The 21,088-nt window shown below is 66.5% G+C and carries 21 protein-coding genes; 10 read left to right on the top strand and 11 right to left on the bottom strand.

The features are described from left to right. Positions 1-77 precede the first annotated feature (77 nt). Entirely contained in the window at positions 78-1,190 is a 1,113-nt protein-coding gene (locus tag ACYVD7_RS13340; protein ID WP_460764119.1) for a hypothetical protein, read from the top strand. A gap of 212 nt (positions 1,191-1,402) precedes the next feature. After that, entirely contained in the window at positions 1,403-1,729 is a 327-nt protein-coding gene (locus tag ACYVD7_RS13345) for a GIY-YIG nuclease family protein (protein ID WP_460764121.1), read from the top strand. A gap of 16 nt (positions 1,730-1,745) precedes the next feature. Here the strand turns inward: ACYVD7_RS13345 and ACYVD7_RS13350 are convergent, their stop codons facing one another. Both ACYVD7_RS13350 and hutU read right to left on the bottom strand, forming a co-directional pair. After that, positions 1,746-2,807, bottom strand: a complete 1,062-nt coding sequence (locus ACYVD7_RS13350; RefSeq protein ID WP_460764124.1) for a DUF1615 domain-containing protein — start codon at positions 2,805-2,807, stop codon at positions 1,746-1,748. 349 nt (positions 2,808-3,156) lie between these two features. Next, entirely contained in the window at positions 3,157-4,821 is a 1,665-nt protein-coding gene (gene hutU / locus ACYVD7_RS13355; protein WP_460764126.1) for a urocanate hydratase, read from the bottom strand. A gap of 145 nt (positions 4,822-4,966) precedes the next feature. On the opposite strand from hutU, the gene ACYVD7_RS13360 reads away from it, so the two are divergent. After that, complete coding sequence (locus ACYVD7_RS13360) at positions 4,967-5,566, top strand: TetR/AcrR family transcriptional regulator (RefSeq protein WP_460764129.1); 600 nt, start codon at positions 4,967-4,969, stop codon at positions 5,564-5,566. Positions 5,567-5,655: 89 nt separating this feature from the next. Here the strand turns inward: ACYVD7_RS13360 and ACYVD7_RS13365 are convergent, their stop codons facing one another. Both ACYVD7_RS13365 and ACYVD7_RS13370 read right to left on the bottom strand, forming a co-directional pair. Next, entirely contained in the window at positions 5,656-6,003 is a 348-nt protein-coding gene (locus ACYVD7_RS13365; protein ID WP_460764132.1) for a hypothetical protein, read from the bottom strand. A 147-nt stretch (positions 6,004-6,150) separates the two neighbouring features. Further along, positions 6,151-6,693 carry a YybH family protein gene (locus ACYVD7_RS13370; RefSeq protein WP_460764135.1) on the bottom strand — a complete coding sequence of 181 codons (543 nt, stop codon included), beginning with the start codon at positions 6,691-6,693 and terminating at the stop codon, positions 6,151-6,153. A gap of 104 nt (positions 6,694-6,797) precedes the next feature. Between ACYVD7_RS13370 and ACYVD7_RS13375 the strand changes: the two genes are divergently transcribed. The 3 genes from ACYVD7_RS13375 (at position 6,798) to ACYVD7_RS13385 (ending at position 10,194) form a co-directional block, all read left to right on the top strand. Then, positions 6,798-8,093 carry an alkaline phosphatase family protein gene (locus tag ACYVD7_RS13375; RefSeq protein ID WP_460764138.1) on the top strand — a complete coding sequence of 432 codons (1,296 nt, stop codon included), beginning with the start codon at positions 6,798-6,800 and terminating at the stop codon, positions 8,091-8,093. Between the two features lie 95 nt (positions 8,094-8,188). Then, positions 8,189-9,688, top strand: a complete 1,500-nt coding sequence (locus tag ACYVD7_RS13380; protein ID WP_460764141.1) for a DNA-3-methyladenine glycosylase 2 family protein — start codon at positions 8,189-8,191, stop codon at positions 9,686-9,688. Continuing rightward, a complete protein-coding gene (locus ACYVD7_RS13385) occupies positions 9,685-10,194 on the top strand; it encodes a methylated-DNA--[protein]-cysteine S-methyltransferase (RefSeq protein ID WP_460764144.1) in 510 nt (169 codons plus the stop codon). The genes ACYVD7_RS13380 and ACYVD7_RS13385 overlap by 4 nt, the downstream gene beginning before the upstream one ends. Positions 10,195-10,382: 188 nt before the next feature. Here the strand turns inward: ACYVD7_RS13385 and ACYVD7_RS13390 are convergent, their stop codons facing one another. Next, on the bottom strand, positions 10,383-11,744 hold the full coding sequence (locus tag ACYVD7_RS13390; RefSeq protein WP_460764146.1) for a formimidoylglutamate deiminase: 1,362 nt from the start codon (positions 11,742-11,744) through the stop codon (positions 10,383-10,385). 138 nt (positions 11,745-11,882) lie between these two features. Here ACYVD7_RS13390 and hutI point away from each other — a divergent pair, with 138 nt between their 5' ends. Next, positions 11,883-13,103: an imidazolonepropionase gene (gene hutI, locus ACYVD7_RS13395; protein WP_460764149.1), complete on the top strand. Its 1,221-nt coding sequence runs from the start codon at positions 11,883-11,885 to the stop codon at positions 13,101-13,103. A 166-nt stretch (positions 13,104-13,269) separates the two neighbouring features. After that, a complete protein-coding gene (locus tag ACYVD7_RS13400) occupies positions 13,270-14,442 on the top strand; it encodes a dipeptidase (protein ID WP_460764151.1) in 1,173 nt (390 codons plus the stop codon). A gap of 94 nt (positions 14,443-14,536) precedes the next feature. Here ACYVD7_RS13400 and ACYVD7_RS13405 read toward each other — a convergent pair whose 3' ends face one another. From ACYVD7_RS13405 to ACYVD7_RS13425, 5 genes are all read right to left on the bottom strand, one after another. Then, on the bottom strand, positions 14,537-14,725 hold the full coding sequence (locus tag ACYVD7_RS13405; protein WP_460764154.1) for a 30S ribosomal protein THX: 189 nt from the start codon (positions 14,723-14,725) through the stop codon (positions 14,537-14,539). 252 nt (positions 14,726-14,977) lie between these two features. Beyond that, positions 14,978-15,418, bottom strand: a complete 441-nt coding sequence (locus ACYVD7_RS13410; protein WP_460764156.1) for a MerC domain-containing protein — start codon at positions 15,416-15,418, stop codon at positions 14,978-14,980. A gap of 26 nt (positions 15,419-15,444) precedes the next feature. Beyond that, entirely contained in the window at positions 15,445-16,257 is an 813-nt protein-coding gene (locus tag ACYVD7_RS13415; protein WP_460764159.1) for a metal ABC transporter permease, read from the bottom strand. After that, the gene (locus tag ACYVD7_RS13420) at positions 16,254-17,168 is read right to left on the bottom strand and encodes a metal ABC transporter substrate-binding protein (protein ID WP_460764163.1); all 915 of its coding nucleotides are present in this window, start codon (positions 17,166-17,168) and stop codon (positions 16,254-16,256) included. The genes ACYVD7_RS13415 and ACYVD7_RS13420 overlap by 4 nt, the downstream gene beginning before the upstream one ends. 97 nt (positions 17,169-17,265) lie before the next feature. After that, a complete protein-coding gene (locus ACYVD7_RS13425; protein WP_460764166.1) occupies positions 17,266-18,657 on the bottom strand; it encodes a P1/P2 acidic ribosomal protein in 1,392 nt (463 codons plus the stop codon). A gap of 153 nt (positions 18,658-18,810) precedes the next feature. On the opposite strand from ACYVD7_RS13425, the gene ACYVD7_RS13430 reads away from it, so the two are divergent. After that, entirely contained in the window at positions 18,811-19,275 is a 465-nt protein-coding gene (locus tag ACYVD7_RS13430; protein WP_460764169.1) for a MarR family winged helix-turn-helix transcriptional regulator, read from the top strand. Beyond that, complete coding sequence (locus ACYVD7_RS13435; RefSeq protein WP_460764172.1) at positions 19,272-20,498, top strand: MFS transporter; 1,227 nt, start codon at positions 19,272-19,274, stop codon at positions 20,496-20,498. The genes ACYVD7_RS13430 and ACYVD7_RS13435 overlap by 4 nt, the downstream gene beginning before the upstream one ends. A gap of 88 nt (positions 20,499-20,586) precedes the next feature. Here the strand turns inward: ACYVD7_RS13435 and ACYVD7_RS13440 are convergent, their stop codons facing one another. Further along, positions 20,587-21,081 carry a transcriptional repressor gene (locus tag ACYVD7_RS13440; protein WP_460764174.1) on the bottom strand — a complete coding sequence of 165 codons (495 nt, stop codon included), beginning with the start codon at positions 21,079-21,081 and terminating at the stop codon, positions 20,587-20,589. Between the last annotated feature and the right edge of the window lie 7 nt (positions 21,082-21,088).

Below are 21,088 nucleotides of genomic sequence, written 5' to 3' on the forward strand. Positions count from 1 at the left end.
GCGCGCTTCACGCCGCACTCACAATTCCCCCGCTGCCCCCTATACTCGGCCCTCGGTTCATTCCATTGGGGGAGTACATGTCTCACGTTGCGCGTATTTTCTGTATTGGGCTGCTCGCTGTTGGCGCATCCGCCGCGGACGCTCAAACCGTCTCCGGCACCACCCACCGCACCACCGGCAACACCGCCACCAAGGCGATGGTTTCGGCTCCGGCCACGGCGTTGTCGCCGCGCGAACGGGGCGGAATGGCCCGGCAGTTCGTACTGAAGTGGGGCGTGTACGTCCAGCGCGTCTACGGCGTTCCGGTCGGTACGTGGTCGAAGCGCATGATCCCGACGTTCGCGACGGTTGACGGGATGAACTTCCAGAACGCCCTCAAGCGCAACACGTACGAAGGCGCCATGGCCGAGCTGTCGGGCACGGGTCGCAAGCTCGCCGATGAAGCCGTCATCACCCGCATGGCGAAGGCAGGCACCCTCGCCGTCACCGAGTCCCTGGGCAGCACGACCAGCGACCTGGTGTTCACGCCCATGCAGCCCTGCCGCATCCTCGATACGCGACTGGCCGGCGGCACCATCGCGGCCGGCGGCTCTCGAGACTTCGTATCGGTCAACCAGGCGAACTTCACGAGCCAGGGCGGTAGCGCCACCGACTGCGGGACCCTGGGGCTCAACGCCAGCGCCGTGGTGATCAGCCTGGCGGCGACCAATCCCACCACCAAGGGCTTCGCGACGCTTTACCCCTTCGGCACCACCAAGCCGCTGGCGGCAACCATCACCTGGCAGGCCGGCCAGCTGATCAGCAATACCGTCATCACCAAGATTCCCACGCCGCTGACGACGAGCGACTTCACGATCTACTCGAACTCGCAGGCGCACTTCGTAGCCGACATCGTCGGTTACTTCGCTCCGCCGACCGCCACCGCGCTGGATTGCACCTCGACTTTCGTCAGCCAGAACATCGCCGGCAACGATATCTTCGACATCGAGATTCCCGCCTGCGCCGCCGGCTACACCATCGCTGGCGCGGGGTGCAGGACGCCCGGCTTCCAGGAGGCCGATTGGGCGATCAATGGCCTCTACAGGAATGGTTCCGGCGATACGGCAGCTTTCTGCTCGGGTACCAATAAGACCGCAGGCACCATCACGGTCGAGGGCACCGCACAGTGCTGTCGCGTGCCGGGTCGATAAGACCAGGCCGCAATGCGGGGTGACCACGCCATGGTCACCCCGTTGTTCCAAGGAGCACCTGGCATTCGCGGCGCTATCCGTCGCGAATGCCAATATCCATCAGCAATAGCCTTGGCCGACCGACCCGATCATTGCGGCGGCAGGGCCTACCGCCGCATCGACAGCGATGCGCGTCGGAATCGCGCCTGAGTGGGGTCGCCAGACTGACCTGTATGAGCGCGTGGTTTGTCTACCTGATCGAATGCCGCGACGGCAGCATCTACACCGGCATCGCGACCGATGTCGACCGGCGTTACGCGCTGCATGTTTCAGGCAAGGGCGCGCGCTACACGCGATCGCATCCGCCTGCGCGCCTGCTTGCACGTTTCGAGTTGCCGGACCGCTCCTCGGCCAGTAGCGCCGAGTACGCGATCAAGCAACTCAGCCCGGACCGCAAGCGCGCGCTGCGTGGGGGAATCCTGCCGGCCGAGTTGCTGCCTCCATCCGCTGCCGGATGCCGGACCCGGATGCCGCTTGGGTCACCTGAACAAGTCGCCTGACGCCACCGTGCAGGCTTCAACGCGCCATGCACCGCTTCCATCGCTGGTTGACGCGGTCCGCGAACCACGCCGTCGTCAGCTTGCGCGTGATCTTGGGGCTGTTGAGGTCGATCTGCGGCACCCGCGCCCGCGCCAGTGCCCCGCCCGCTTTCGCCTCGGCCAGCACATAGACCTGACGACTCAGCGCCGTGTCTTCGAACGACAATCCGTGGCTCCTGCGCAGGTCGCGTCGAATCGCGGCATCGTCCATCGACAGCCGCGGCCGTAGCGAACGGATCGCGATTTCGGTTGCGCCCGGGGCGTCCATCGACGCACCCGGTTGCAGCAGGTCGCCGTCGTAGACCAGCGCATGTCCCGACGCCAGGGCGACTGCCCGCTGGAACGCGGCATTGCGGCTTGCGTACCAGCCCGCGTTGAAATCGGCGAACCGATGCATTGGCTGCGTGTAGCGCGCCGGGTAGCCCAGGAGGTGCCTGATGCCGAAGTACAGTCCGCCGCGACGGCTGAAAACCTCGTGCCGGATCGATCCCTCGATGGGATACGGATAGCCGCGCGCATGCGCCTGCGCGAAGCCGATATCCACCTGCATCGGTCCACCGGTGTGGACCGGATTGAAGCCGCCCAGCAGTCGCCGCCCCAGCGGCACGCGATTGGTCATCTCCTCGAACAATGCGGAAAGCTGCTGCTCGGTGCGCAGCGCGGCGATCCGCTCGGCATACGTGCGTCCGTCGGGCGAATGCAGCTGCAATGCCGCGTCGACCATGAAAGCGGGCACGTGCAGGCGCTCCGCGCGGCGATCCAGTTCACGGCGTGCGATCTGCGCCAGGCCCGGCACCGGGGGATCGACGCGATAGGTGGACTCCTGCTCGATCACCGCCAGCACGGCGCACAGGTTTTCGCTGCTCGGGACGATTTCCTGCGCCGCCAGCGCCGCCTGGATGTCGCGCGCCCAGCCAGCGCGGTCCGGGAGGCTGATCGGCATCTTGCGCAGCAACTCCGCCCGGACATCCCCGGGCGTCCGCTTGGGCGCACAGGCTGCGAGCAGCAACAGGAAAAGCACGGCACGTGGGAAACGCATGAACGTTCTCGATGGTCTCGGGCCGTGCGTAGGGTGCAACACCCGAAGCACGCGGCGCCAGATCGAGCGGGGCCATGCCGATTGCGTTGTGCGGAGCGTCAGCTTCGAGCAGCGTTCCCGGCGAATGCGGCGCCGAGAACGGGAAACCGCGCCGCAACCAGCGACACCAGCGGCGAGCACCGCCTTTCACCCTTTGGCCCAAACATGACATCCGGGAGTGATCGATACCGCTCCCTGACGCCGCTGTATTCGCGGCCGCACCAGGCTGGTGGCGGACGCCTGCCCGAATCCCCGGATCTCCGGAGCTGCACCGTGCGGCCGACTTCCGCCGACCGCACGACGAAGTGCCTTACAGCATCGGCAACTTCAGCCCCTGTTCCTTCGCGCACTGCTTGGCGATGTCGTAGCCCGCATCCGCGTGGCGCATCACGCCGGTACCCGGATCGTTCCACAGCACGCGGGCGATGCGCTTGTCGGCTTCGGCGGTGCCGTCGCACACGATGACCACGCCGGAGTGCTGCGAGTAGCCCATGCCCACGCCGCCGCCGTGGTGCAACGACACCCACGTCGCGCCACCGGCGACGTTGAGCATTGCGTTGAGCAGCGGCCAATCGGATACCGCATCGGAGCCATCGCGCATTGCCTCGGTTTCGCGATTGGGTGATGCCACCGAACCGCTGTCGAGATGGTCGCGACCGATCACGATCGGCGCCTTGAGTTCACCGTTGCGCACCATCTCGTTGAACGCGAGGCCAAGCTTGTGGCGCAGGCCAAGGCCAACCCAGCAGATGCGCGCCGGCAACCCTTGGAAGCTGATGCGCTCCTTCGCCATGTCGAGCCAGCGATGCAGGTGCGGATCGTCGGAAATAATCTCCTTCACCTTCGCGTCGGTCTTGTAGATGTCTTCCGGATCGCCGCTGAGTGCGACCCAGCGGAACGGGCCGACACCGCGGCAGAACAGCGGACGCACGTAGGCGGGCACGAAACCCGGGAAATCGAAGGCATTCGCGCAGCCTTCGTCCTTCGCCATCTGGCGGATGTTGTTGCCGTAGTCGACGGTCGGAATGCCCTGCGCATGGAAAGCGAGCATGGCTTCGACGTGCACGCGCATCGACTTCTTCGACGCGTCGCGGACCTTGGTCGGGTTGGCCTTCTGTTCTTCCAGCCACTGCTCGACGGTCCAGCCGATCGGCAGGTAGCCATGCACCGGGTCGTGCGCGGAGGTCTGGTCGGTGACGCAGTCCGGACGCACGCCGCGCCTCACCATTTCCGGCAGGATTTCGGCGGCGTTGCCGAGCAGCGCGATCGACTTGGCTTCGCCGGCCGCGGTGTACTTCGCGATGCGGGCGAGCGCGTCGTCGAGGTCGGTGGCCTGTTCGTCGACGTAGCGCGTGCGCAGGCGGAAATCGATGCTGGCCTGGCGACATTCGATGGTGAGCGAACTCGCACCGGCGAGCGACGCGGCCAACGGCTGTGCGCCGCCCATGCCACCCAGTCCTGCGGTGAGGATCCACTTGCCCTTGAGGCTGCCGCCGTAGTGCTGACGCCCCATTTCGACGAAGGTTTCGTAGGTGCCCTGCACGATGCCCTGCGAACCGATGTAGATCCACGAACCGGCCGTCATCTGGCCGTACATCATCAGGCCCTTCTTATCGAGCTCGTTGAAGTGCTCCCAGTTCGCCCACGCCGGCACCAGGTTGGAGTTGGCGAGCAGCACGCGCGGTGCATCGGGATGCGTGGGGAAGATGCCGACCGGCTTGCCGGACTGGATCAGCAACGTCTCATTGTCTTCGAGGTTGCGCAGCGACTCGAGGATGGCGTCGTAGCTTTCCCAGTCGCGCGCGGCACGGCCGATGCCGCCGTAAACGACGAGTTCGGCCGGATTCTCGGCGACTTCGGCATCCAGGTTGTTCTGCAGCATGCGGTACGGGGCTTCGGTGAGCCACGACTTGCAGTTGAGCGTGTTGCCGCGCGGGGCGCGGATCTGGCGGGACGGATCGCGACGGGTGGACATTGAGGCTTCCTGCGTGTGGCGGAGTAGGGAAATTATCGCGCCGGCATTTGTGCGACAGCTATTGCCGCGCCGCATCCGGAGCGCGAATTCACGGGTAAACCTGCGATTTCCTGCCATCCCCAGCCGGTTTGTGTACGCTGTACACATGACGTCCCGCCGACCGCCCGCCCAAGCCAGCACCGCAGACCGCATCGTGCGTGCGGCGCGCGCGTTGTTCGAACGCGATGGCGCGCAGGCCGTGAGCATGCGTCGCGTCGCGCAGGCGTGCGACCTCTCGGCGATGGCGATCTACCGCCACTTCCCAAATCGCGAGGCGTTGCTCAAGCGCATCAGCGACGACAGCTTCGATGAGATCTCGCGTCACTGGTTGGCGCGCAACCGTGGCGGCGATGCGCTCTCGCGCGTCATCGCATTGCAGCGGATCTACCTGGACTACGCGCTGTCGCATCCGCACCTCTTCGACCACGCGTTTTCCGCCCGTCGGTCCGACGCGCGACGCTACCCGGACGACTTCCGCGCGGGCTTGTCGCCGACGCTCAGCGTGGCGGCCGAAGCCGTCGCAGAAGCCATGCAGGCCGGCCTGCTGCGAAAGGACGACGCATGGGACGTGGCGATGACGCTGTGGGCGCACACGCACGGACTGGTAGCGCTGTATCGCGCTGGTCGTTTCAGCCTGGAGGAAGCGCCTTTCCGCCGGTTCTACGATGCGTCACTGCAACGGCTGCTGGATGGGTTGAAGGCTTGAGCCAAGCGCGATGCCAATCGAAGCATCGACATTCCACCAAAGCAGAACGCCCAGCATCGCCGGGCGTTCGATATCCACAACCTGTCCGCTCAGTAGATCGACGGATCCAGCATTCGCAGCGCTTCGCTCACGCTGAACGCGCCGGTGCGCTGGATGTCTTCCTGCGTGTAGACGCGGCCGGACGTCCAGATGCAATCGCGGTTCTTGCGGTCGCCTCGCGGTCGGATCAGCGTGCCGGTGTACTGCAGGCAGTGATGGTCGCGGACGTCGCTGCGCTTCGACTTCGCCTGGTCCTGGCTGGGCTGGTTCTGCTCGTCGGTAGTCGGCGTGGTCTGTTCGTCGGCGGCGTTGGGCTCGTGCGTCGTGACTTGCTGCGCCTGCGCCGTTGCGGCGAAAGCGAGAAGAAGGCCGAGTAGGCAAAGGGGCCTGCGATTCATGGTGTGCTCCCTGTTCGGCACGGCTGTTCCGCAAGGCAACCATACGCCGCCGGTGCCACCGCGGCATGTGCCCCGGCGGGCCAATTCAGCCGCTTGTCAGTCTCGCGCCTGCCGCTCGCCAACGACTGTCGCGGATGCCTGATTCGTTCAGTTTCCGCAACCGCTGCGTCCGGCATGGAATGCTTCCACCTGCGCGTCGGTCGCCGGCTGCGGCTGGATGCCATCGTCGAACACGACGCGCCATGCGCCATCGGCTTCGCGACGCCAGACCGAATGGAAGTGACCCAGCCGGTAGCGCACCGTCGCCTTCGGATCCGGGTCCTCATACAACGCGGGACCGGTGGACCACGCCAGGTCGGGCGACGCGAGGGTCACGCGTTCCGGATACCACTGCAGGCGCACGGCGCTGCCGTCGATGATGCCCGCCCACGCCTTCACCACTGCGACCGGTCCGCGCAGCGACTGCGCGCGACCGGGGCCGAACACTGCTTGTTCGCTGATGTGTCCGGCGAAGGCGGTGGCGTCGTGGTCGGCGACGGACCGGGCAAATGCCAGTTCGCGGTTCCACACGGCGCATTCATCGGTGCCCGTGGGCACTGATGCAGGAGTCGCGGCGAATACTGGCAAGGACGCGAGCAGGGACGTCGACGCCAGCACGGCGGCGGAAAGAGCAACGGCAGCAATGCGCATGGATGTCTCCTCGAGGCGTCGCATGATCCCTGCCGCCGCCCGTGAACCCAAGCGCCAGAAGTCCTGTCACCGGCATGCCGCCAAACCGGTCCTATCATCGGGGGATGCCAGCGCCCTTCCCTTCCGGGTCCGTCCGCTGTGGGCCATTCGCCGGCCTGCCCTTCGCCAGCCCGCCCGGTCGCATCGTGTTCGCCTGGCTGCTGGCGCTGTTCGTGTCCGCCTGTGCGTCGACACCTCCCGCGCATACGGATGTCCCGGATTCCCTGCTGCTGGTCTCGCTCGACGGCTTCCGCGCCGATTACCTGGAACGCGGTCTCACCCCGAACCTGTCGCATCTGGCCAGCACGGGCGTGCGCGCGCAATGGATGAATCCGTCGTACCCGACGCTGACTTTCCCCAACCACTACACGCTGGTGACCGGGCTGCGGCCGGACCACCACGGCATCGTGCACAACACGATGACCGATCCGGCGCTGGGTGAATTCAAGTCGAATTCGACACGCGCCGTGCAGGAGCCGCGCTGGTGGGGCGGTGAACCGATATGGGTCGGCGCGGAACGCGCCGGCCTGCGCACCGCGACGCTGTTCTGGCCCGGCAGCGAAGCCGCGATCGGCGGCATCCACCCACGCCAATGGCTGCCCTACGACGATGCGATGACATCAGGGCAACGTGTCGCGCGCGTACTGGCATGGCTCGACACACCGGCGGCGCGACGGCCACGGCTGGCGACGCTGTACCTGTCCGTGCTGGATCATGTGGGTCATGACGCCGGTCCCGATGCTGCCGTCACGCGCACCGCCATCGCCGATGTCGATGCCGCCGTCGGTCGATTGCTGGACGGGCTGGCTTCAGCGCGGCTTCGCGATCACGTCAATGTCGTGATCGTCTCCGACCATGGCATGGCGACGGTTCCCACAGGGAACACGCTTGCAGTGGAAGGCTTTGTCCCGCCGACATACGCGACCGTCGTGACGACGGGCGAAGTCATCGGCTTCCAGCCCGTTCCGGGCCGCACGAGTGAAGCCGAAGCAAATCTGCTCGGCCGCCATGAACACTATGAATGCTGGCGCAAGGGCGAAATGCCGCCGCGCTGGCATTACGGGACCCATCCGCGCATCCCGCCGATCGTGTGCCAGATGGATGTGGGTTGGGAGGCGGTGCCGCGAGAATGGCTGTCGCGCCCCCGGTACGGCATGGAATATGGGGCGCATGGTTTCGCGCCGGAATCGATGGAAATGCGCGCGATCTTCATCGCCAACGGACCTGCATTCCGCGCGGGCGCGGTGCTGCCTGCGTTCGACAACGTCGACGTGTATCCACTGCTGGCAAGGCTGTTGGGAATCGCGCCGCAACCCAGCGACGGCGATGCATCGACGCTGGAAGCGGCGCTGGCGCACTAGCCGATCCGCGCACCGCGTCGAGCTGGCACGTTGCCCCCATGACGATGTCCGAAACCGGCCAGTCCGGGCCGCCCAGCCGGTGCTAGCCTGTGGCCATGACGTCGCTCCCCGCCACCGTCGCCACGACCACCAGCATTCCCGACGAGAACACCTGCCTGCAGGCGCGGCGCGCGGTACGCAGCACGAAGATCTATTGCCGGCCCGTCTGCCCCGCGCCGACGGCCAAGCACGTCACCTATTACGCCAGCGCCGCCGCCTGCGAAGCCGCCGGCTACCGGCCCTGCCTGCGTTGCCGACCGGAGCTCTCCCCCGCCGACGGCGCATGGCGACGCGGTGACGCCGTCGTCGCGCGCGCGCTGAAGCTGATCGACGAAGGCGCATTGGACGAGCAGCCTCTCGCCACGCTGGCACAACGCGTGGACATCGGCGAACGGCAACTGCGTCGCCTCTTCGTTGAACGCCTGGGCGTGCCGCCGATCGGCGTGCAGGGGACGCGGCGCCTGCTCTTCGCCAAGCAGCTGCTGACCGAAACCGCGTTGCCGGTCACCCAGGTCGCGATGGCGTCCGGTTTCGGCAGCCTGCGTCGTTTCAATGCCGCGTTCCTTGAGGCCTACCGCATGGCACCGCGCGACCTGCGCAAGCAGCGGGTGGAAGCCCCGGGCGAAACGCTCACCTTGCGCCTGGGTTACCGGCCGCCGTACGACTTCGTGGCGATGCTGGATTTCCTGCGTGGTCGCGCCTTGCCCGGCGTGGAAGTCGTCGATGCGGACAGTTACTCGCGCGTGTTTGCCCCGGACGCGAATAATGGAACCGACAACGCAGGCTGGCTGCGCGTTTCGCAATGGCCCGCAAAGCCCAAGGGCGAAGCCGAGCACGCCCTGAAGCTTGAACTGCACGGCGCGCCAGCATCGCGGATGCTGGAAATCGTCAATCGGCTGCGGCGGATGTTCGATCTCGATGCCGATCCGCGTGCGATTGCCGATGCGCTCTCGGTGGATACTCGCCTGCGTCCATTGCTGGAGCGGCGCCCCGGCCTGCGGATTCCCAGCGGCTGGGACGGCTTCGAGATCGCGGTGCGCGCGATCATCGGCCAGCAGATCAGCGTCGCCGGCGCGCGCACGATCGCGGCGCGGCTGTCGCAACGCTTCGGACAACCGCTGCCTGCCGCCCTCGCCACCGGACTCGACCATCTTTTCCCGACGCCGCATGCATTGGCCGATGCCGACCTGGTCAGCGTCGGACTCACCCGCGCCCGCGCGCAGACAGTACGCACGGTGTCGCAGGCACTGTTGGATGGCCGCATCGACTTCAAGCCCGAACGCACGCTGGATGACTTCACGTCGCGCTGGATCGAGCTGCCGGGCATCGGCCCCTGGACCGCGCACTACATCGCCCTGCGTGCGCTCGGGCATCCCGATGCGTTCCCCGCCGACGACCTGGTCCTGCAACGTGCTGTGCCGAACGATGGTTCACGCATGACCGCGAAGACCCTCAACGCGCGCTCGGAAGCGTGGCGCCCATGGCGGGCGTATTCGGTGATCCAGCTCTGGAAGGATTCGATGGGCGCCACGAAGAAGGCGGGGGTGGTCGAATGAGTGCGCGCGTGATCTTTCGCCATATCGACAGCCCCGTAGGGCCGCTGCTGATCGCGGGCAACAACGACGGACTGCAACTGATCGAATTCCACGCGCCGCGCCACCCCATGTCGGGCGGCCCGGATTGGCACGAAGGCGATGTCGCCGTGCTGCGACAGGTGCAGGAGCAGTTGGGCGAATACTTCGCCGGCGAGCGTCGCGACTTCGACCTGCCGCTTGCGCCACGCGGCACCGACTTCCAGCGGCAGGTGTGGTGGGAACTGGCCAACATCCCGTTCGGCGGCACCATCAGCTATTCCGAACTCGCCACACGCGTGGGTCGACCGACGGCAACGCGAGCCGTCGGCGCCGCGAACGGGCGCAATCCGCTGCCGATCGTGCTTCCCTGCCACCGCGTGATCGGCGCCGATGGCAGCCTGACCGGCTTCGGTGGCGGTTTGCCCACCAAGCAGTTCCTGCTTCAGCTGGAAGGTGCGTTGCCGCGCGGCGACGATCTGTTTTCGTAGCGCAGGAAACTGTGAAGCCAAGGAGGGCCTGAACAATAAAAAATTACCGTCATCCCGCGAAGGCGGGATGCGCTTCACAACGGCGAAGCCGGTCATCCAGCGACTTCGAACGCGTTGGCTCCCGCCTTCGCGGGAATTTGACGAGCAAAGAGTTCGTCAGCCTCCCCAAGCCCGCAGAACCGCTCTGGTTAGGCCGACAGCAGCTCGTGCATCACCTTGCGATAGCGCGCGGCAATCGCGTCGCGATCCCGGTGCAGGCCGTTGGCAACCACTTGCTGGCCACCGACATGCACCGCATCCACCAGGTTGCGGTTACCGCTGAAAATCCAGCGATCCACCGCATCGTCCACGTGCGCACCGGCAAACTGCGGCGCCTGCATGTCGAGCGTGACGCAATCGGCGCACTCGCCTTCCGCCAGGTTGCCGATGGCATGGCCACTGGACCGCGGCGCGCTGGCCATCGCGCCGCGCAGCAACGTCTCGCCGACACTGGTGGAATCGGCACCAACCGCGATGTTGCGGTGGCGCGTGATCAGGCGCTGGCCGTATTCGAGCCAGCGCAGCTCCTCGATGGGCGAAACGGAGATGTGCGAATCCGAGCCCACACCCCACGCGCCGCCCGCATCGAGATATGCGCGTAACGGGAACAGCCCGTCGCCCAGGTTGCCCTCGGTCGTGGTGCAGATCGCCACCGTCGCACCGCTGCGCGCGATGCCCTGCACTTCGGCATCGTCCAGGTGCGTGGCGTGCACCAGGGTCCAGCGCGCATCGACGTCGGCATTGGCCAACAGCCACTCCACCGGCCGTGCATCGCGCAGAGCGAGGCAATCCTGCACTTCACCGACCTGCTCGGCGATGTGGATATGCACGCGGCTGTCGCGGGGAAGCGCGTCCAGCACCGCGCGCATGGCATCGGCCGGCACCGCGCGCAGACTGTGCAACGCGCAGCCGACGCGCATCGTGGCGTCTTCCTGCGCACGCAGCGCGTCGAGCAAACGGAGATAGGCATCGACGTCGTGACCGAAACGCCGCTGTCGCTCGCCCAGCGCGCGGCCGTCGAAACCACCGGTCATGTACAGCACCGGCAGCAACGTCAGCCGGATTCCGGTTTCCTGCGCCGCGGCGATCAGCGCCTTCGACATCGCTGCCGGATCGGCATACGGACGACCGTCCGGTGCGTGGTGCAGGTAGTGGAATTCGCACACGGTGGTGTAACCGGCTTCCAGCATCTCCGCGTACAGCTGCGCGGCGACCGCCTGCAGCGAATCGGGATCGAATCGCGCGGCGAAACGGTACATCGTCTCGCGCCAGGTCCAGAACGAGTCGCTGGGATTGGTCTGGCGCTCGGCCATGCCGGCCATGGCACGTTGGAATGCGTGCGAATGCAGGTTGGCGATGCCGGGGACTATCCAGCGATCGCCGGGCTGCGCGGCGCGGATCGCGGCCACGCGGCCTTGGGCGTCGATATCGAATCCGGCGCCGGCCTTCCATCCGGCCGGGGTCCACAGCATGGCGGCGTCGAGGGTGTTCATCGCGGCATTCTCGCTCATTCGGCGGCTCCTCGACTCGGCATGATCGACTCGACACGAATGCGTGGCGCCACGCATGCGGCCGGTGGCGGCTCCTCTCCACCGCCCGGGATACGCACCGGGTCGGCGCGCGCCAACGCACCCCTTAGAATCTCCACCATGACCACCGCACTCCCTTTCGACGGCCTGCTCCTCGGCGCCCACCTCGCGACGCTGGATGCCGCCACCGGCTACGGCGAGATCACCAACGCCGCCCTGGGATGGCGCGACGGCGTCCTGACCCATGTCGGCCCTCGCGACGGATTGCCCGGCGACCCGCGTTCGCTGGCACGCCAGGTCATCGAAGGTAGCGGCTGGGTCACGCCTGGCCTGATCGACTGCCACACCCACCTGGTTTTCGCCGGCGATCGCGCACGCGAATTCGAACTGCGCCTCCAAGGCGCGACCTATCAAGAAATCGCACGCGCTGGCGGCGGCATCCTCTCCACCGTGCGTGCCACTCGCGCGGCTGACGAGGAAGAATTGCTAGCGCAATCGCTGCCACGCGCACAGGCGCTGATCGCCGACGGCGCGACCACGCTGGAAATCAAGTCCGGCTACGGGCTGGATTTCGACAACGAACGCAAGATGCTGCGCGTCGCGCGTCGTATCGGCGAGCAGCTGGGCGTCACGATGCGCACCACTTACCTCGCCGCGCACGCGCTGCCGGCCGAGTTCAAGGACCGCGCGGACGACTACATCGACGCGGTGGTCGAATGGCTGCCGCGACTGCATGGCGAAGGTCTGGTCGATGCCGTCGATGCTTTCTGCGAAGGCATCGGGTTCACTCCCGCGCAGACGCGCCGCGTGTTCGAGGCCGCGCGTGCGCTCAACGTTCCGGTGAAGCTGCATGCGGACCAGCTCAGCGACCTCGGCGGCGCGGCGCTCGTTGCGCAGTTCGATGGCTTGTCCGCGGACCACGTCGAGTACACCTCGCTCGACAGCGTGCGCGCGATGGCGGATCACGGCACTGTCGCGGTGCTGCTGTCTGGCGCGTTCCACGTGCTGCGCGAGACCAAGCTGCCGCCGCTGGACGCGTTCCGCGAGCACGGCGTGCCGATGGCGGTGGCCACCGACTGCAACCCCGGCACGGCGCCATTGCTGTCGCTGCGGCAGGCGATGCAGCTTGCATGTACGCATTTCCGCCTCACGCCGGAGGAAGCCCTGCGCGGCGCGACGGTGCACGCCGCGCGCGCCCTCGGCCTGGCCGATCGGGGCGTGCTGCGCGTTGGCATGCGCGCGGACTTCGTGCACTGGAATGTAGGACACCCCGCCGAACTCTGCTATTGGCTGGGCGGACGACTGGCGCACGCGGTGTACGCTGGCGGTGTCGCGAGATGAACTGTCGCGCCGGGCGCAGCGAGGAGCCGGCCGGCGACACAAGCGGGCACCTGTTGTGTCGATGCCGCACCGCGGCCGTCGAAGCAGGTGACCAGCGCCACACCGCAGAGTCCTCACTGCGCTCGGAACGACAAGCAACAATCGCCGATCCATTCCTGGAGAACACATGAAGCCGTCCGCACCCGCGCTCTTCGTACTCCTTCTGCTGACTGGCGCAGCGACCGCTGCACAGGCGCCTGACGCCGCCCGACGCCTCGCGCAGGACGCGATCATCGTCGACACCCACATCGATGCGCCCGAAGGCCTGTTCGACCACTGGGACGACCTGGGGCTGGCCACTCCCGGCAAGGAATTCGATTACCCGCGCGCGCGTGAAGGCGGCCTCGATATTCCGTTCATGTCGATCTACACCTCCGCCGACGACGACGATGCCGGCAAGGCGTGGCAGCGCGCGCACATGCTGATCGACCAGGTGGAAGCGCTCGTGCAACGGCATCCGGATAAATTCGCGCTGCTACGCTCACCGCGCGACGTCGCGCGCCTGAAGCGCGGCGGCAAGGTGCTGCTGGCGATGGGCATGGAGAACGGCGCGCCAATCGTGGACGACATCGCCAACGTGGCGAAATTCCATGCGCGCGGCGTGCGATACATCACCCTCGCCCACGGCCGCAACAACCGCATCAGCGACTCGGCGACGGACACCGCGCCGCACTGGAACGGATTGAGCCCATTCGGCGTGGAGGTCGTGAAAGAGATGAACCGCGTCGGGATCATGGTGGATGTCTCGCACCTGTCCGAAGCCGCGATCGCCCAGGCGGTGGAGCTCAGCCGTGCGCCGGTGATCGCCAGCCATTCGGCGATGCGGCATTTCACGCCGGGATTCCAGCGCAATCTCAGCGACGAAAACCTCAAGGCGATCGCCGCGAAGGGCGGCGTGGTGCAGGTGCCGTTCGGCAGCATCTTCATCGACGACGAATCCGCGCAGGTGTATTCGCAGTTCCTGCGCGACCGCGAGGCGTACCGTCGCGACAAGGCAGCCGGCAAGAGGATGAGCGGACCGGAGCCCGGGTTTCCGCAGCTCAAGCCGACCTCGATCACCCAGGTGCTCGACAACATCGACTACATCGTGCGGATGGTGGGCGTCGATCACGTCGGCATCGGTTCTGACTTCGACGGTGTGAACGGCGCATTGGCCGCGGAACTCAAGTCCGTCGCCGACTACCCGGCATTCGTGGCCGGCCTGCAGGCGCGTGGTTACAAGGATGCCGATATCCGCAAGATCCTCGGCGGCAATCTGCTGCGTGTTTGGACCGAAGTGGAGCGGATCGCCACGCACTGATGGCGCGTTGCGCTGGCCCGTCCGCGATACCGGCATGTGGCAAAAAAAAGCCCCGCAATGCGGGGCTTTTTTACTTACGGCGCGAAGGACCCGCTCAGGCGGCGGTCTTCTTGGCCACGGCCTTCTTGGCCGGAGCCTTGGCGACGGTCTTGGTCGCGGTCTTCTTGGCGACCGGCGCAGCGGCGGTGCCGGCAGCCTTGGTCACGGCCTTGCTGCTGCGGGCGTTGCCGTAGCTGGAGTTGTAGCGCTTGCCCTTGGCTGTCTTGCGATCGCCCTTACCCATGTTCGTGCTCCTGAAGCTGTCAAAGTCCGCACGGCGGTGCGGCGGTTGCTAGAAATCGCGTCGAACCGGGTCGCGCGAGACCGCGAAGTCTACCACGCGCCGCCCGACCGGGCTCCGAAGACCACAGCCCCTCGCCCACCTGCTGGAGGGAAGCCCCCTTGGTAAGGGGGCGCCCCGAAGGGGCGGGGATCGGTAGCTTGCAGCCCAAAGTTTGCGAAGCAAACTTTGGGATTGATCCAGTGCGCAGCATGGTCAATGCACGCAGCTCGCGTCATGCACGTGGCTGTGGTTGAGCCGCAGGTTGGCCATGTGCGCCAGCCCCACCAGGGTGCCACCGAGGGTCATCGCCAACGCGTGCGGGACCAGGGCATGGTGGAGCGGCCCGTACAGCACTCCCATCCACAGCACCGCAAGACCCGGCAGCAGCAGGCCCAGCGCACGCACCGCGCCATGGCGGCGATAGCCCCAGACCACGCTAAACAGCCCCAGCATCGTCGCGAACAGCACGAAACCGCGCTCAAAGTCGTCGCCCAGCCAGGTCGCCACGCCCAGCGACGGCAGCGCCGCGATCAGCAGCGGCAGCAGCGCGCAATGGATCGCGCACAGCAGCGACCCGGTCGCCCCCAGGCGGTCCAGCAGGGACCGCGAGCGGGCAACGTGACCGGACCGGACGGGGCGGAAGACGTCGTTCATTCGTTACATTATAACAGTCGATTCCGTTACGAACCCGCGTCGAACACCGGTTCGGCGGCTTCGTGCGCCGGATGGGAGCGACGTACCGCCGGGATGGCCTGGGCGAGCAAGGCGCAGCCCGCGAGCGTCCAGACGATCAGTGCGCCGCTGGGCAGGTCGAGGACCGCCGACAAGCCCAGCCCGGTGATGTAACCCGCCGCACCGATGGCATAGGCCGCTACCAGACGGGAGCGCCCCCGCATGCCCGCGGTCGCCAGGGCCGGCACGATGAGACTGGCGAAAACCAGGTACACGCCCACCAGCTGCACCGAAGCCGTGATCGCCAACGCGAACAACGCATAGAACAGCAGCCCCGCCAGCCTGCCGCCGCGCAGCCACATGAAAGCCAGCAGCGCGACCGACAGCACGGCGGCGGGGATCAGCTGCGAATAGCTGACCCACAGGATCTGGCCGACGAGGAGGTCCTTCAGGTGTTCGCCGCCCTGCGGGTTGTCCGCCAGCAACAGCAGTCCGCCGGTTGCGGCCAGCGCGAACAGCGTGCCGATCAGCGGCTCCTGGTATTCCGGCCAGCGCCGGTCGGTCCACGACAACAGACCGGCGCCGGCCAACGCTGCGGCGGCCGCGGCGAACTGCACGCCCAGGCCGTGTTCGTCGATGCCGAAATACTGCGCGAGGATCACGCCGAGCCCGGCGATCTGCGCGATCGCGAGGTCAATGAAGATGATGCCGCGCGACAACACCTGCTTGCCCAGCGGCACATGCGTGGACAACACCACCAGTCCCGCGACGCACGCCGGACCGAGGATGCTGATATCGAGGCCTTCCCAGTTGAGTGTCACTTGGCCGCTCCTGTGCGGGATGCATCCAGCAACTTGGAAATCGTGGAATCGAACAATCCGAACAGATCCTTCGACTGCGCATCGCCACCCACCGAGAACGGCAGCGATACCGCCGGCACGCCGGTGCGTTCGGACAGCCAGTCCGACGGCTTGCCGTCCTGGTAGGCCGCACGCACGATCGCCAGCGTGTTGCCGGACTTGGTGGTCGCGATCAGGCTGGCCAGGTGCGCGCTGGTCGGCGGCACGCCGGGCTTGGGCTCAAGCGCGCCGATCTGGTTCATGCCCAGCCAATCCCACAGGTAGACCCAGCTGATGTGGTGGACGACGACATTGCGGCCCTTCAGCGGTGCGGCCTGCGCCTTCCAGCGCACCATCGCGGCGAGCCAGCGCTTGGTGAAGTCGTCCAGTCGCTGCTGGTAGGTCGCGGCATTGGCCGGGTCGAGCTGCGCCAGGCGTGCGTCAAGCGTCTTGGCGATCACGAGCACGCGGCGCGGGTCCATCTGCACGTGCGGGTTGCCGTCCGGGTGCACGTCGCCATAGGCGCGATCGAGCGCGGTCGGCTTCTCGAGCGTCTTCACCTGCGCCGCGGCCATGAACGAACCGGGGCCGGAACCCACCTTGGAGTTGCCCGACTGGCGGATCAGCTGCGGCAGCCAGCCCACTTCGAGTTCCGCGCCGGTGCACACCATCAGGTCGGCGCTGCGCACCTTGGCGATCAGGCTGGGCTTGGCTTCGATCTGGTGCACGTCCTGCAGTGCGGACGTGCCGACATCGACATCGACCTTGTCGCCCGCCAACTCCTGCACCAGCGAACCCCATTCCGGTTCGCATGCGAACACCTTGAGTTTCGCCTGCGCAGGCGTCGACACCAGCGCAGCCAGCAGCAATGCGGAAAGTGCATGGAATTTCATTGACGCGTTACCTCGGCGATGAAGTGTTGCTATGGAGTGCGTAGCGGTTAAGTACGTTGCCTTGCCGTCATTCCGCGAAGCGGGAATGACGTTGCGATCAGAACTTGTGCGCACCATGCGCGCCCAGACTGGTCTGGTATTGCAGGGTGACTGCGTTGTCGCTGTCGTCCGCGTTGGGCTTGTCGTGACTGAGCTGGAGACGGAACAGGCTGAACTCGCTGTTGCGCCAGGTCAGCTCGGCGGTGTGGCGGTAGGGATCGAAATTGCTGGCGTAGGGGCCTTGGGAATCCGCCCACAGCTTGTCGTAGCGGTAGCCCACGTCCCAGATGCGGTTGAGGCGATAGACCGCTTCGACATAGCCGCCGCGACGCTTGCCATCCCACGGCGAAACCAGGGTGTCGTCTTCCGGATCGGTGAAGCTGCCGCTGCGATCATCCTGGAAATACTCGCTGCGCAGCGTCACGCCGCCATCCTTGAAGTTGCCCTGCGGCGCCCACTTCCACGTCGCATCGGCGACATAGACCTTGGCATCGCCGCTGAAACCGTCCTCGCCGCCTTCGACCTTCGTGTTGAGCATCGACACGCCGGCGAGCCACGAACTTTCGGTGCCGACATCGCCGCCGACGTGAGCGAACAGCGTGCGCGTGCCCAGGCCACCCTGCTGCGCACCGCCGCTGGGGTAGTTCTGGCCGCGCAGGACTTCGCCGCCGAGTTCGATGAAGGTACTGGTCGGCGCAACCCAGCGCAGCTGCACGCCGTCGTCGCCGTATTGGCCGCCGAGAAACGCCTGGTAGGCGAGCGGGCGGTCGAAGAAGTTGTCGGTGTGCGCGTGGTGGCTGTTGAGGTAGCCGATGTTGGAGAAGAAGCGGCCCAGGCGCATGTTGAAACCCGCGGGTAACGCGGTGGTGTCGATGAACGCCTCTTCGACGCCGAGGTGGTCTTCGCCGTCCTCGCTTTCCATCGCCACGGTCAGCTGGCCGTAGAACTTGTCGTCGATGTTGGCGGCCAACGACACCTCGCTTTCGCCCAGCGAGAAACCGTTGGCGCTGGGACCGCCTTCGCCTACCAGCGGGAAACCGGCGCGGCTGTAGGCATCGGGGTCCAGCGAATGATGCGAGTAGCTGCCGTTGAGGATGATGCTGATCGCCGGATTGAAGGCGTTGCCATTGGCGCCGCTTGCGCTGGTCGTGCCAGCGGACGCCGCGACCGACGCGGTGCTGTCGGCGGTGCTGTCGGCGGGCGCCTCCTCCGGACCTGCCGCGAGGGCGTCGATCTCCGCCTGTTCGCTACTGGATGCCGTCGCCGGAGTGGCCGGGACTGCGGGCGTGGCCGCGATCGGCTGCGACTTCAGTGCCTCAAGCTGGGCCTGCAGTGCCTTGACCTGGGCTTCCAGGGCTTCGATGCGGCGGTCGGTGTCGGGATCGGCCGCGAAGGCCGGCGACGTCGCGAGCGCGCTTAGCACGCACAGGGTGAGCAGGGATTTCCGCATGAGCCGAATAGGTCGTTGTCGGGATGTAATAACATAACATTCGTGTCGAATTGGGGGTCAATAGGACGTTAGTCACTGTCGTTCGATCCATTCAGGTGGCGATGACCGTTCCCGGGAGGTGCCTCTCCAGATAAAAGAGTGTATATACACGTTATGTCTCGACCCCTGCCTTCCCCGCCCACACCTTCCCAGCCCACTCCCGGCCTGTGCACCTGCTTCCGGCTGCGCAAGCTGTCGCGCCTGGTCAGCCAGCGCTACGACCGCGAACTCGCCGCGGCCGGACTCAACATCAACCAGTACTCGATCCTGCGCCGCGCCTCCCGCGAGCCGCGTCCGATCACCAGCCTCGCGCGCGAGCTGGGCATGGACCGCACCACCCTCACCCGCGACCTCAAGCCACTGGTCGGCAACGGCTGGATTGCACTCGTCCAGGGCGCCACCGATGCACGCCAGCGTTGCATCAGCGTCACCAGTGCAGGGAAAGACGCACTCGATACTGCACTGCCGCTGTGGCGCAAGGCGCAGGACGCCGTTGACGCCATGCTCGGGCCGACGGGTGTCGGCGCCCTGCACGACCACCTCGACAACGCCCTGCAGCAAATCGAAGGCCACGCATGAATCCGACCGCGCATTCCTCCCGCTATTGGCCGCTGGTGCTGGCCGCAACCGCAACGCTGATGGTGACGATGGGCATCCGCCAGTCGGTCGGGTTGTTCGTGAGTCCCATCGGCCAGTCGACCGGCCTGGGCATCGCGCAGATCAGCTTCGCGCTGGCGATCGGACAATTCGTGTGGGGCGCGGTGCAGCCCGTGTTCGGTGCGATCGCGGACCAGAAGGGGCCGGGGCGCGTGCTGGTGGTGGGTGGACTGCTGCTGGTCGCGGGCACGGCGCTGGTGCCGTTCTTCGATTCGAAGTGGGGCCTGATGATGACGCTCGGCGTGTTAACCGCAGCCGGCGCGGGCGCGGGCAGCTTCTCAGTGCTGATCGGCGCGACGGCGCAGCATGTTCCGGCGGAAAAGCGCTCGATGGTCGGTGGCGTGATCAACGCGGGCGGCTCGCTTGGCCAGTTCCTGTTCGCGCCGTTCGTGCAGGCATTGATCAGTGCGTTCGGTTGGGCCGCGGCGATGTGGACGCTCGCGGTGACGGCGCTTTCCACGCTGCCGCTGGCATGGCCGCTGCGACGGCGCGAACCGGTCGCGCACGTGACGACAGCGACCATCGCTCCCGCCGGCATGTCTCTGCGTGAGCAGCTGGGCATCGCGCTGCGCGACCGCAGCTACTGGTGCCTGCATATCGGCTTCTTCACCTGCGGCGTGCACATCGCCTTCCTGGTGACGCACCTGCCGACGGAAATCGCGATGTGCGGCCTGTCGCCGCGCGTCTCGGCGATCAGCCTCGCGTTGATTGGCCTGTTCAACATCGGTGGCAGCCTGGGCATCGGTTGGCTCGGCCAGCGCTTCCGCATGAAGTACTTGCTGGCGCTGATGTACGCGAGCCGCGCCGCGCTGATCGCGGTCTACATGGTGTCGCCGCCGACACCGATGACGTTCTTCCTGTTCGCCGCAGGGTTGGGCCTGACCTGGCTGGCGACGGTGCCGCCCACGGCGGGACTGGTCGGCAAGCTGTTCGGTCCGCGCTATCTGGGCACGCTGTTTGGACTCACGCTGCTATCGCACCAGATCGGCGGATTCCTGGGTGCGTGGGTCGGCGGTCTCGTCGTCGAGCGCTTCGGTGGCTACACGTGGATGTGGTACGCGGACATGGTGCTCGCCTTGCTGGCGGCAGCTGCGAACCTGCCCATTCGCGAGTCGAAGCCGGTGATGCAGGTGGCGACGGCCTGAGTCACAGTCAGGACAGCTCGTTCACAGCACGCAGCTCAGAGCACGTTAGCTAAAAGCACGCCACCAGGAACAAGCCACTCCACCTGACTCAGGCGGAAGCAGCCTGCTTCGCGCAGTTCGCACACAAACCGTGCACCTCGAGCGTCTGCGCCTGCGGCGTGAAGCCCGCAGCACGCGCGGCGGCATCGAGCGATGCGACGATCGCCGCATCCTCCAGTTCCGTCGCCGATTGGCAGCTGTCGCAGATCAGGAAAGGAACGGCGTGCGATTCGCTGCCGGGATGGTGGCAGCCGACGAACGCATTGATCGACGCGAGCTTGTGGATGAAGCCGTGCTCGAGCAGGAAATCCAGCGCGCGATACACCGTCGGCGGTGCGGCGGCGTCATGCGTGGCCTTCATCTGGTCGAGCAGGTCGTAGGCCTTGATCGGCCGGCCGGCCGCGGCAATCAATCGCAGCGCGTTCGCGCGGATGGGCGTGAGGCGCAGGCCGCGCTGCTCGCACGCGCGTTCGACCTCGCGCACGAAGCCGTCGCCATCGTGGACATGGTGTTTCGGGTCGGTGCAGGCGTGGGAGTGGGCCATGACCCTG

The organism is Lysobacter fragariae, from assembly GCF_054779775.1.